The following is a 12,488-nucleotide window of genomic DNA, read 5'->3' as shown; positions in this document are numbered from 1 at the left end:
ATGAGACGATAAATGTTCACCACACACCTTGTCGGCGCCCAGCGAGCGGAAACCCGGCCGTTGGATCACGATGGGGCATACAAGACGGTGTCCTCGGGCCTTCGAGGGTAGTAGTGCCCGGGACGACAGACGGTTCGCCGGATATACCGGGGGCAACCTGCTGCCCCCCGCAGCAGTCGTATGTGCGGTGGGCGGGCTAGGTGCCGCGCCTTCTCGCTCATACGATGGGGCGGGGCAACGAGGAGGGTGAGAATACGGTGACGGACCGAACCGCGGGTTCCGTCCAGATGGCGGACGGCCCTTCCGGCTCCGTCGAAGGCCCGGGCGGCTCGGAAGAAGCCCCGGAAACCCAGCAGACCCCAGAGGTCCGGGACGGTCAACAGGCCCGGGACACCGGGGACTCCCAGGAAACCGCGGACGAACTCACCATGGAGACACCGGAGAAAGCGGCCGCCTCGCCCGCTTCCGCCGGCGAAGCGGAATCCTCCGACGAAGTTGTCGCCGTCTCCACCCCCTCCACGCCCCCGGCCGATTCGGCGAGTTCGTCGAACAATACCGGACAACCCACGCAACTGAGTGCGCCTTCCGGCGACTTCATCGCGGAGGACGACGAAATCCCGGAAGCCGCAGGCGAAGACGGCACCGACGCCGAGGCCGCACCGGCCCCCGCGCCCCCGTCCCCTGCCCCCGCCTCCGCCGCGCGCAACGCCGCCACCGAGCGCCTCCCCGCCGGCCGCAACGTCGCGGACGTCCCGCGGGGCACCCGCTTCGCCGACCGCTACCGCCTTGAGGACAAGCTCAGTTCGGGCGGCAAGAGCGTCACGTGGCGGGCCGTCGACGAGAAGCTGCGCCGCGCGGTCGGCATCCACATCGTCGCGGCCGGCAGCGAACACGCCCGCAGCGTCACGGCCGCGGCCCGCGCCGCGGCACTCGTCGGCGACCCGAGGTTCGTGCACGTCCTCGACACCGCCGAGGAAGACGGCCTCGTCTACGTCGTCAAGGAATGGCTCCCGGACGCCGACAACCTCGCGTCGCTGCTGGCCGTCAACCCGCTGCCGCCGCACGAGTCGTACGAGATGGTCCGGTCGGTCGCGGAGGCGATGTCGGTCGCCCACCGCGCGGGGCTGTCGCACCTGCGGCTCGACCCCGAGAACGTCCTGCGCATGCACACCGGCCAGTACAAAATCGTCGGCCTGTCCGTCGAGGCGGCCCTCTACGGCCACGACACCACCGACGCGGCACGTGACGACACCCGGGCCATCGGCTCGCTGCTGTACGCCTGCCTGGCCCGCAGGTGGCCCGACGGCAAGGCGTTCGGCCTGCCGGAGGCACCGCGCAACGGCACGCGGCTGTGCACGCCCGGACAGGTCAAGGCGCACGTCCACGGGCCACTCGAAGCCATCGCGATGCGCGCGCTCGGCCACGAGTACAAGAACCAGCCGCCGTTCGACACGGCGGAGGACATCGTCACGGCGCTCTTGGCGATACCTCCCGTGCTGCCGCCCGAGCCGACCGTCCCCGTCAGTGCCGCGGGCGCGGACTTCGACGACGAGTACACCCCGGCCGCGATGCTCGACAAGGGCGGCCCGGGCCACCGCCCGCCCACGGCCTTCCGCCCCGCCGCCTCCCCGCCGCCTCCGGCCCTGGGCGGCGGCGTCGGCCAGGCCGTCAAGGTGCTGGTGTCGGTGATCGTGCTCGTCGCGGTGATCCTGGCGACGTGGCAGATCGCCGCACACGTCAACAGCGACAAGGACGACAAGCCCGACCCCGCGCCGACCGTCAGCACCGACAACGACACCCCGGGCCCGGCCCCCGCGCCACCCGCGGCCGAGCCGAAGCCGCTGACCGTCCGCGGGGCGTACGAGTTCGACCCCTACGGGGCCGGGCAGGACGTCGACGGCGTCAAGAACAGCTACGACGGCAACCCGTCGACCGGCTGGCGGACCAAGTCGTACCAGGACCCCCAGCTCCAGCGGCTCAAGCCCGGCCTCGGCGTCGTCTACGACCTCGGGGAGACAGTGGACCTCAAGTCGGTGGACGTCCTGTTGCGGTTCGCCGGCCCGGGGACCACGTTCGAGGTGCGGGCCGCCCCCGAGAACGCCACCGCCAGGCCCAACTCGGCGCCGGGCGGCGAGAACGCCTTCCGGACCGTCGGGACGGTGCACAGCGAGTCGGGCGCGGAGTACACGGTCGACCTGAAGGAACCGGTCAAAACCCGCTACGTGCTGATCTGGTTCACCGCGCTGCCCCAGCAGCCTTCCGACGAGTTCAGCCAGCCCGGTCTCAAGAACGGCATCAACGAGATCGGCTTCACCGGATGATCCGGCCGACGGCGCACACGGTCCACGTGCCAGGATGACCCCCGGGAAATCCAGCCGCCGGGGGTGATCGTGAGCACCGAGTCCGCGTACGCCGACGTCGCCGACGCGGAACTGCTCTCCCGGCACGCGTCCGGGGACCCGCACGCCTTCGGGGAGCTGATACGCAGGCACCGCGACCGCCTGTGGGCCGTCGCGCTGCGCACGCTCGGGGACCGCGAGGAGGCCTCCGACGCCCTCCAGGACGCGCTCGTTTCCGCGTACCGGGCCGCGGGGCGGTTCGAGGGGCGTTCGGCCGTCACGACGTGGCTGCACCGCATTGTGGTGAACGCGTGCCTGGACCGCGCCCGCCGCAAGGCCGCGCGACCGGCGGTTCCGCTGCCCGACGACCTCGACCAGCGCATCCCCGCCTCGGCCGGCGAGGACCCGGCGGTGCGCGGGGAGACGCGCGCGGTCCTCCTCGCCGCGCTGGCGAAGCTGCCGGCCGAACAACGGGCCGCTCTGGTGCTGGTCGACATGGAGGGCTACCCCGTCGACGAGGCCGCCCGAGTGCTCGACGTCGCGCCGGGGACCATCAAGAGCCGGTGCGCCCGAGGACGCGCGCGCCTGCTGCCGCTCGTACGCCATCTGCGCGACGCGGGCCACAACGGGAACCACGCCGCAGGGCCGCCCGTCAGACCGACGGACGACGGGACCACCACGCACCAGGACGGAGGTGTGACGCGATGACGCCGCAGGATCCCCCGGTCGCTCCCGGCGGCCCCGACGGCCCTGACGGGCACGTCGACGTCGACGTCCTCTCCGATCTGGTCGAAGGCCTCCTCGGCGCCGCCGCGGCCGAGACCGCCGAGACGCACATCGCGTCCTGCGCGGACTGCCGCGACACGCGCGACGCGCTCGCCGGGACCCGCGACCTGCTCGGCTCCCAGCCCGCCGAGCCGATGCCGGACGACGTCTTCGCCGGGATCCAGGCGGCGCTCGCGGAGGCGGCCCGGGAAGACGGCCTGACCACCGTGCCGGTCCCGGCGGCCCTCCCGGCTCCCTCACCGGCCGCCGTCACTCCGCCGCGTCCCGGGCTCGACCTGGGGTCGCTGCCCCCGCCGCGGCTGCCGGCCGCGCCCGCGCCCCCGCAGTCGCCGCCTGTCGCGCACCTGGCCTCCGCCCGGCGCCGCCGCCGACGCACGACGGGTTGGTTGCTCGCCGCCGCGGTGGCCGCCGTGGTCGTCGGTGTCGGCATCGGCGGCGGCTTCGGAGGGGAGTCCTCGAACAACGACGCCGCCCCAGGGAGTGCGAGCGCCCCGAGGACAAGTTCCGCTCCCCACGACGCGGAGAGCGGCGCCGACTCCCCGCCCTATGCCTCCGGCTCCCTGGCGCCGAGCGTGCCCGCCCTGCCCGAGTACACCCGGACGAACCTGACCGAGCGCGTCGACGCCCTGATCGGGAAACAGTCCGCGGCGACCGGTACGCCGGGCGGCGGCAACGACGCACCCCGGCCCACGCACCCGGTCGACGTACCGGCCTGCGTCTCCGCCGTCGTCCCCGGCCGGGGCACCCCCACCGCGGCCGAACGCGCGCGCTTCGAGGGGAAGGTCGCGTACGTCCTCGTCTTCGCCGGACCGGACGACGACAGCGCCCGCGTGGCGATCGTCGACGCGGCGTGCGCCGAGCCGAGCGAATCGGGGAACGGCTCCGACGCCGCGCCTCCCGGGGCCCAGTCGACCCGGAGCCCGTCCGGGACGGGCACCGCGAGCGCGGCGCCCTCGATGGGTGCCGTCAAGCCCGGCCCGGTGCTCTACAGCGGCACGGTGCCCCTGCGCTGAGCGGTGACCCGGCGGTGGGTCCGGATGGGAATTACGCGCGCCTAGGATCGGTTCTGCGGACAGTGCCGCAACCCGTCCTCGGGGGTGGCTCCGCAACCACCGGCATCGCCGCCCCCACCCGGGCGGCTCGACGAGAAGCAGGGATGGGACCCAGCGTGAGCGACGTCCGCAACGTGATCATCATCGGTTCCGGTCCGGCCGGGTACACGGCCGCCGTCTACGCCGCGCGTGCCGACCTGAAGCCGCTGGTCTTCGAAGGCGCGGTCACCGCCGGCGGTGCGCTGATGAACACCACCGACGTGGAGAACTTCCCCGGCTGGCCCGAGGGCATCATGGGCCCCGACCTGATGGACAACCTGCGCAGGCAAGCCGAGCGCTTCGGCGCCGAGTTGGTCGCCGACGACATCGTCGAGGCCGAGCTCGAAGGGGACGTCAAGGTCGTCAAGGACGGTGCCGGCAACGTGCACCGCGCGAGGTCCGTCATCCTCGCGACCGGGTCGGCGTACCGCGAGCTGGGGCTGCCGAACGAGAAGGAGCTGTCCGGGCGCGGCGTCTCGTGGTGTGCCACCTGCGACGGGTTCTTCTTCCGCAACCAGCACATCGCCGTGGTCGGCGGCGGCGACTCCGCGATCGAGGAGGCCACCTTCCTGTCGCGGTTCGCGGAGACGGTCACGGTGATCCACCGCCGCGAGGAGCTGCGCGCGTCGAAGATCATGCAGGAGCGCGCGTTCGGCAACGACAAGATCAAGTTCGCGTGGAACAGCGAGGTCGCCGAGATCCAGGGCGACGGCAAGCTCTCCGGCGTGAAACTCCGCGACACCGTCACCGGCGAGCTGCGCGACCTGCCGATCACCGGCCTGTTCATCGCCATCGGCCACGAGCCGCGCACCGAGCTGCTCAAGGGCCAGATCGACCTGGACGACGAGGGCTACGTCAAGGTCACCCACCCCACGCAGCACACCAACATCACCGGTGTCTTCGCCTGCGGCGACGTCGTCGACCACATCTACCGCCAGGCCATCACCGCCGCGGGCAGCGGGTGCGCCGCCGCACTCGACGCCGAGCGCTACCTCGAAGACGTCAAGCACCGCGAGGACGCCACCGCCTGACGAGCCCCGTACCGTCGCGCACCCCGCGGCGGCACCAGGCTCGGCCCCGGCCTCGGAAACCCGCCCGAGACGCCGCTTCGGACACCGCCCCAGACACCCCCAGGCACCCGCCCAGACGACAAGGAAGCGCTCATGGCCGACATCTTCAAGACGACCGACAAGAGTTTCGACACGGAGGTCCTCGGGAGCGACAAGCCCGTGCTCGTCGACTTCTGGGCCGAGTGGTGCGGCCCGTGCCGTCAGATCGCCCCCGCGCTGGAGCAGATCGCGGCGGAGCACGGCGACAAGCTCGCCATCGCGAAGCTGAACATCGACGAGAACCCCGAGATCACGACCCGCTACGGCGTCATGTCGATCCCGACCCTGCACGTCTACCAGGGCGGCGAGATCGTGAAGACCATCGTCGGCGCGAAGCCGAAGTCGATGCTGCTCAAGGAGCTGGCGGAGTTCATCTGATCCGCGTCGGGTCCCGCTCCGCCCGGGCATCGGCGGCGAAACCCACCGAAGGCGTCCCCCGGAACCGGGGGGCGCCTTCCGGGCGTGTTGAGGCCGGGGGCGCAGCGGCCCGCGGGCTTCCGGGCGGCCCGGGCCGCGTCGACTCCCCGGCGGTTCGCGCCCGGCTTGCTCTCGGCCCCGTGCGCGTACGATCGTGTGTCGCGTCACTCTCGGGGAGGATTCGGTTTCATGACCTTGCAGCGGCTGTACCGGCGCGGAGACACCGGACCTGCCGTCGCCGAGATCCGCGCCAAACTGGTCCAGTTGGGCCTGCTCGCCGCAGACGCCCGTGCCGACCAAGGCATCGACGGCCGCGGTGACGACGCGGTCTTCGACGACGCGGTGGACGGCGCGATACGCCACTTCCAACAGCAGCGGGCGCTCACCGTCGACGGGGTGGTCGGCGTGGAGACCTACCGCCAGCTCGACGAGGCACGATGGCGGCTCGGCGACCGGGTGCTCGGCTACTCGGTGAGCCACGCGCTCATCGGCGACGACGTCGCCACTCTGCAACGGCGGCTGCTCGACATGGGGTTCGACTGCGGTCGCGTCGACGGCATCCTCGGCGCCAAGACCGAGCGGGCGCTGCGCGACTTCCAACGCAACTACGGCCTGCGGGTCGACGGCACATGCGGCCCGGCGACGTTCCGCGCGCTCAACCGCCTGGCCCGCACCGTGGTCGGCGGCCACCCGCACGCGATGCGCGAATCCGAGCTGATCCACCGCTCCGGTCCCGCGCTGTCGGGCAAGGTCGTGGTGGTCGATCCGGGGCACGGCGGCACCGATCCCGGCGTCATCGCGCAGGGCCTGAGCGAGGCGGAGGTCGTCTGGGACCTCGCGCGGCGGCTCGAAGGGCGGCTGTCCGCGCTGGGCGTGCAGGCCTACCTGACGCGCGGGCTCGACGGCGAGGGCATCGTGGCCGAGGAGCAGCGCGCGGCCTTCGCCAACGCCACGAACGCCGACCTGGTGATCTCGCTGCACGCCGATCGCAACGCCAACCCGCAGGCACGCGGGGTCGCCACCTTCTACTACGGCAGCGGCGGCGACGGCGACCCCTACGGCCTGCGCTCACCGACGGGGGAACGCTTCGCGGGGCTCGTGCAACGCGAACTGGTCGCCCGGACGGGCATGGTCGACTGCCGAACCCACGGCAAGGCCTGGCCGCTTTTGCGCAGCACGCGGATGCCGGCGGTCCGCGTCGAACTCGGCTACCTGACCAGCCCGGAGGACGCCGCGCTGCTGACCACCGCGGCGTTCCGCGACAGGGCGGCGGAGTCGATCGTCGTCGCGCTCCAGCGCCTGTACCTGCCGCCCGAGCAGGACGAGCCGACGGGGATGCTCCGCCTTCCGGCCTTCACCTGAGGCACGGCGCGTTGATCTGACGTCGAAACGGTGATGGGCGGGCCGGTGTCGAACCGGTCCGCCCATCACCGTTTCACGTGAAACATCGCCCTCCGCCGCATCGCGCGGTTTCGCGCGGGCGGCTCAGTCGGCGAGCAACTCGCCGACCGCGGCGGGCTGCCGCTCCGCCCGGGTCGCGCGCGCCGCCGCTTGCAGGTCCCGCAGCGGAATCGCCGGGCCGTCCGGCAACCACGTGGGCCGACGGCGCGTCTCCGGACGGGGAGCGGTCACCAGCCCTCCCACGAATCCGCCGACGACGCCGACACCGAGGCCGGTCATAACCCATCGCACCGAGCGCATCGGGCCTCCAGAATGGGTGGTCATGCCAGAACGCATGGTAGTCGCCGGCCCGGGAGGAGCACGACCGCTGCCGAACGGCGCCGTCGGATGCCACTCCTATGGCCGCAATCACACCGCGGTCCGCCCGTCCGTTTCGCATACTCGATGAAGCAAAGCCCCGCATCGCCTCAAGGAGGCCGGTACGTGAACGTCCCGCAGAGCTCCCCCGGATCCCGTCTCGACAATTTCGTCGACCGCTACGCCGCCCGCACCGCCGGCATGACGGCATCCGAGGTCCGAGCTCTGTTCGCCGTGGCATCACGGCCCGAGGTCGTCTCACTCGCCGGCGGCATGCCGAACATCAACGCGCTGCCGCTGGACGCCGTCGCCGACACCGTCGCGCGGCTGGTCGCCGAGCGCGGCACCGTCGCGCTGCAGTACGGCTCGGGCCAGGGCGACGAGAAGCTGCGCACCCAGATCTGCGAGGTCATGCGGCTCGAAGGCATCGAGGCGCATCCCGACGACGTCACGGTCACGGTCGGCTCGCAGCACGCGCTCGACCTCGTCACGCGCGTCTTCATCGACCCGGGCGACGTCATCCTCGCCGAGGCGCCCAGCTACGTCGGCGCGCTGTCGACGTTCGCGTCCTATCAGGCGGACGTCGTCCACGTCGGCATGGACGAGGACGGCCTGGTCCCCGAGCACCTCGACAACGCGATCGCCGCGGTCCACAAGTCGGGGAAGCGGGCCAAGTTCCTCTACACGATCCCCAACTTCCACAACCCGATGGGCGTCTGCCTCGCGCCGGAGCGGCGTGCGCGGATCCTGGAGGTCTGCCGGCGCCACGACCTGCTGATCATCGAGGACAACCCCTACGGCCTGCTGGGCTTCGACGGCGAGCCCATGCGCGCGCTGCGTGCGGACGAAGCCGACGGGGTCGTCTACCTCGGTTCGTTCTCGAAGACGTTCGCGCCGGGCCTCCGCGTCGGCTGGGCGGTGGCGCCACACGCGGTCCGCGAGAAGCTCGTGCTGGCGGCCGAGGCGTCGGTGCTCAGCCCGCCGGTCTTCTCGCAGATGACGGTGTCGGCGTACCTGGAGACGCAGCCGTGGCGGGCGCAGATCAAAACCTACCGCGAGATGTACCGCGAGCGGCGGGACGCGATGCTCGACGCGCTGAAGACCCACATGCCGCCCGGCACGACGTGGACCGATCCCGCCGGGGGCTTCTTCGTCTGGGTGACGCTGCCGGAGGGTCTCGACGCCAAGGCGATGCTGCCGCGCGCGGTCACCGCGCGCGTCGCCTACGTCCCGGGAACGGCCTTCTACGCCGACGGGTTCGGGGCGTCCTCGATGCGGCTGTCGTTCTGCTACCCGACGCCCGACCGGATCCGCGAGGGCGTGCGCCGACTCGCCTCGGTCATCGCGCAGGAGCTGGAACTCCGGACGATGTTCGGCACCCCGCCCGGCCGCTCGCTGCCGGGCGCGGACTCGCCGACCTCGCAGGCGCCCAGTCCCGATCTCGCCTGACTCCACCCGTTCGCCATGTTTCACGTGAAACACGGGGCGCGCAGGAAACACACGGAACGCATGGAGCGGACATGCCCTCGAACCCCCTCCCGAAAGGACCACGGATGAGCGACCTCGGCCGCGTCGTCGTACTCGCCGGCGGGCTCTCCCACGAGCGCGACGTCTCCCTGCGGTCGGGCCGCCGCATCGCGGACGCGCTCCGGGCGACCGATGTGGACGTCGAGGTGCTGGATGTCGACGGGCGCCTGCTGGCCACCTTGGCGAGCGATCGGCCGGACGTCGTGTTCCCGGCGCTGCACGGCGCCTACGGCGAGGACGGCGCGATCCGCGACGTGCTCGACCTGGTCGGTGTTCCCTACGTGGGGTCGCCGCCGGACGCCTGTCGGCTGGCCTTCGACAAGCCGATGGCGAAAGCCGCGCTGCGGGCCGCCGGCGTGCGCACCCCGGATTCGGTCGCGTTGCCGCACGACACGTTCCGCGACCTCGGGGCCTCGGCGGTGCTGGATGCGATCGTCGCGCGACTGGGGCTGCCGCTCTTCGTGAAGCCGACACGAGGCGGATCGGCACTCGGCGCCTCGGTGGCGCGCACGGTCGAGGAGTTGTCCTCGTCCATGGTCGGAGCGTTCGCGTACGGCGACGTCGCGCTCGTCGAGACCTTCCTGCAGGGCACCGAGGTGGCGGTGTCGGTGGTGGACACCGGGAACGGCGCCGAGGCGCTGCCGATCGTCGAGATCATCCCGGATTCCGGGGTGTACGACTACACGGCCCGCTACACGGCCGGAACGACCGAGTTCTTCGTCCCGTCCCGGCTCGCTCCGAACGCGGCTGAGAAGGCCGCTCAGGCGGCTCTGACGGCCCACCGGGTGCTGCGGCTGCGCGACGTCTCCCGGACGGACCTCATCGTCGACGCCGACGGCACCCCGTGGTTCCTGGAGGCCAACGTCGCCCCCGGGATGACGGAGACGAGCCTGCTCCCGCAGGCGACCGCCGCGGCGGGTCTCGACGCCGGGGTCCTGTACCGCGAACTCCTGCACCGGGCCGTGTCGCGTTCCACGTGAAACATCGGCGAGCGTACGAACGGGTGAGGCCCCGCGGACATGGTCCGCGGGGCCTCACCCGTTCGTACGTGTCTCCACTGTGAGCGCCCGTCAGGCGCTCAGTGCGCGGCGCTCGGTTCCTCGGCGCTCTGCGGCGCCGGACTGAGCTGAGTGGCCAGCAGCCTGCCCTCGCCGGGAGCCATGACGCCGAGGATGCGCTCAAGGTCCTCGATCGAGGCGAACTCGACGACGATCTTGCCCTTCTTCTGTCCGAGGTCGACGCTGACGCTGGTCTCGAAGCGGTCCTTCAACCGGCTCGCGAGGTCGCTGAGTGCGGGGGAGACACGCTTGCCGGCCCGCAGCCCGCTGCGCTTGGGCTTCGCGGGCGCGTTGCGCTGCTCCTCCGCCTTGCGGAGCAACACGATCTCCTCGACCGTCCGGACCGTCAGCTCTTCGGCGATGATGCGCTTCGCGAGATCGATCTGCTCGCGGGGGTCCTTGAGCCCGAGCAGCGCCCGCGCGTGGCTCGCCGCCAGCGTGCCCGCCTGGATCTTGGCCTGGACCTCCGGCGGCAGCTTCAGCAGCCGCAGCGTGTTGGTCACCTGCGGCCGGGACCGGCCGATCCGGTCGGCCAGCGCCTCCTGCGTACACGCGAAGTCGCGCAGCAACTGGTCGTACGCTGCCGCCTCTTCGATCGCGTTGAGGTCCGCCCGGTGCAGGTTCTCCAGCAGGGCGTCGAGAAGCAGCTTGTTGTCGTCCGTGGCCCGCACGATGGCCGGGATCTCGGTGAGTCCGGCCTCCTTCGAGGCACGCAGCCGGCGCTCACCCATGATGAGCTCGTACGCGTCCGGGCCGGTCTGCCGCACGACGATCGGCTGGAGCAGTCCCACTTCCCTGATGGAGTGGGCCAGTTCCCTCATGGCGTCTTCGGAGAAGACCTCGCGCGGCTGCCGCGGGTTGCGGGCGATCGCGTCGACGGGCAACTCGGCGAAGTAGGCGCCGTCGACCGGTCCGTCGGACGCGCCGGGGGAGTCCGCCTCCGACCCCGCGATGTCGTCCTCGGGGGCCGCCGGGTCCGGGATCACCACGGGCCACGACGTCGACGACGGCTTGGGCTCGGGGACCGTGGACGACAGCGCCGATGCCGCGGCGACCGGTTCTCCCGGCGGGATCAACGAGGAGAGTCCCCGGCCCAGCCCCCTGCGGCGCTCGTTCACTGTGCCCCCTTCGTTTCTGCGGCGATCCCCCGGAGCGCGATCTCGCGCGCCGCCTCAAGATACGACAAGGCACCGGCGGATCCGGGGTCGTAGGTCATCACCGTCTGCCCGTAGCTGGGCGCCTCGGAGATGCGCACGGATCGCGGGATCGCGGTGTTCAGCACCTCGGCGGCGAAGTGGTCGCGCACCTCTTGCGCGACCTGCGCGGCCAGCCGGGTACGCGCGTCGTACATCGTCAACAGGATGGTGGAGACGTGGAGATGGGGGTTGAGATGACCGCGCACCAACTCGACGTTGCGGATCAACTGCCCGAGCCCTTCGAGCGCGTAGTACTCGCACTGGATCGGGATGACCACCTCGCGCCCGGCGACGAGCGCGTTCACCGTCAACAGGCCCAGCGACGGCGGGCAGTCGATGACGATGTAGTCCAACGGCTGTTCGTACGCCGCGATGGCCCGCTGCAACCGGCTCTCCCGGGCCACGAGGGAGACCAGCTCGATCTCCGCGCCGGCGAGGTCGATCGTCGCGGGCGCGCAGAAAAGCCCCTCGATCTCCACGACCGGCTGCACGACCTCGGCGAGGTCCTTGCCCTCGACGAGCACGTCGTAGATCGACGGGACGCTCGCGTGGTGGTCTATCCCCAGCGCGGTCGACGCGTTGCCCTGGGGGTCGAGGTCCACGACGAGGACACGGCCGCCGTGCAGCGCGAGCGCGGCGGCCAGGTTCACGGTGGACGTCGTCTTGCCGACGCCGCCCTTCTGGTTCGCCACCACCATCACGCGTGTCTCGCGCGGCCGGGGCAGCCCTTCGGCCGCCCGCCCGATGGTCTCGACGGCCTGCCGGGCCGCTCGGGCGATCGGCGTATCGTCCACCAACGGCACTTCGGTTTCCGGTGTTTCCCGTGAAACGGTGCCAGGGTCGGAAGAGCCGCGCCCGGGACCCCGCGGGCCCGGGAGCGGGTCTGTGGATGCCTCGTGGAATCCCCCGTGCGGCTGAGTCGGCAAGGCGGTTTCGCCTGCCGACCCGCCCTGTCCCGGGGCGGTGACGTCGGACGACAACGGTCCACTCTCCTCTGCTGCCAGGACCCCGGCGGAGCCGCGCGCTCCGCCGACACCCTCAGAGGGTGCCATGTTCGGGGCGGTCTCCGGGCGGGAGGTGGGAACCTGCTTGATCTTCGAAGCCTTCGGGACGCCGAGCTGAGCGGCCCGCTTGCGCTTCCACGGCAGTCGTTTCACGTGAAACACGATGCCCGGCGCGATCGCGATGCCTTCCCGCGACACACCGG

The 12,488-nt window shown here is 71.7% G+C and carries 11 protein-coding genes; 8 read left to right on the top strand and 3 right to left on the bottom strand.

What is annotated here, in order from left to right:
* Positions 1-257: 257 nt before the first annotated feature.
* The 6 genes from LO772_RS17995 to LO772_RS17970 all read left to right on the top strand — a co-directional run bounded on the left by LO772_RS17995 (position 258) and on the right by LO772_RS17970 (position 7,104).
* Positions 258-2,321 carry a serine/threonine protein kinase gene (locus LO772_RS17995; RefSeq protein ID WP_231773048.1) on the top strand — a complete coding sequence of 688 codons (2,064 nt, stop codon included), beginning with the start codon at positions 258-260 and terminating at the stop codon, positions 2,319-2,321.
* Positions 2,322-2,390: 69 nt separating this feature from the next.
* Complete coding sequence (sigM, locus tag LO772_RS17990) at positions 2,391-3,047, top strand: RNA polymerase sigma factor SigM (RefSeq protein ID WP_231773047.1); 657 nt, start codon at positions 2,391-2,393, stop codon at positions 3,045-3,047.
* A complete protein-coding gene (locus LO772_RS17985) occupies positions 3,044-4,138 on the top strand; it encodes a hypothetical protein (protein WP_231773046.1) in 1,095 nt (364 codons plus the stop codon). The genes sigM and LO772_RS17985 overlap by 4 nt, the downstream gene beginning before the upstream one ends.
* Before the next feature lie 155 nt (positions 4,139-4,293).
* Positions 4,294-5,247, top strand: coding sequence for a thioredoxin-disulfide reductase (gene trxB, locus LO772_RS17980; protein WP_231779610.1), 954 nt, complete (start codon positions 4,294-4,296; stop codon positions 5,245-5,247).
* Positions 5,248-5,379: 132 nt separating this feature from the next.
* Entirely contained in the window at positions 5,380-5,703 is a 324-nt protein-coding gene (gene trxA / locus LO772_RS17975) for a thioredoxin (protein ID WP_231773045.1), read from the top strand.
* A 228-nt stretch (positions 5,704-5,931) separates the two neighbouring features.
* Positions 5,932-7,104 (top strand): N-acetylmuramoyl-L-alanine amidase, encoded by a 1,173-nt coding sequence (locus tag LO772_RS17970; RefSeq protein ID WP_231773044.1) that lies wholly within the window; start codon positions 5,932-5,934, stop codon positions 7,102-7,104.
* 123 nt (positions 7,105-7,227) lie between these two features.
* Here LO772_RS17970 and LO772_RS17965 read toward each other — a convergent pair whose 3' ends face one another.
* Entirely contained in the window at positions 7,228-7,422 is a 195-nt protein-coding gene (locus tag LO772_RS17965) for a hypothetical protein (RefSeq protein WP_231773043.1), read from the bottom strand.
* 204 nt (positions 7,423-7,626) lie between these two features.
* Here LO772_RS17965 and LO772_RS17960 point away from each other — a divergent pair, with 204 nt between their 5' ends.
* Positions 7,627-8,949 (top strand): aminotransferase-like domain-containing protein, encoded by a 1,323-nt coding sequence (locus LO772_RS17960; protein ID WP_231773042.1) that lies wholly within the window; start codon positions 7,627-7,629, stop codon positions 8,947-8,949.
* 104 nt (positions 8,950-9,053) lie between these two features.
* The gene (locus LO772_RS17955; RefSeq protein WP_231773041.1) at positions 9,054-10,007 is read left to right on the top strand and encodes a D-alanine--D-alanine ligase family protein; all 954 of its coding nucleotides are present in this window, start codon (positions 9,054-9,056) and stop codon (positions 10,005-10,007) included.
* Between the two features lie 98 nt (positions 10,008-10,105).
* On the opposite strand, the gene LO772_RS17950 is transcribed toward LO772_RS17955, so the two are convergent.
* Complete coding sequence (locus tag LO772_RS17950; RefSeq protein ID WP_231773040.1) at positions 10,106-11,203, bottom strand: ParB/RepB/Spo0J family partition protein; 1,098 nt, start codon at positions 11,201-11,203, stop codon at positions 10,106-10,108.
* Positions 11,200-12,207, bottom strand: a complete 1,008-nt coding sequence (locus LO772_RS17945; protein WP_231773039.1) for a ParA family protein — start codon at positions 12,205-12,207, stop codon at positions 11,200-11,202. Before LO772_RS17945 ends, LO772_RS17950 begins: the two co-directional genes overlap by 4 nt.
* Positions 12,208-12,488: the final 281 nt, after the last annotated feature.

The sequence above is a fragment of the Yinghuangia sp. ASG 101 genome, from assembly GCF_021165735.1.
In the GTDB taxonomy this organism is placed as follows: Bacteria; Actinomycetota; Actinomycetes; order Streptomycetales; family Streptomycetaceae; genus Yinghuangia.
This window is presented reverse-complemented; position numbering and strand designations above follow the sequence as displayed.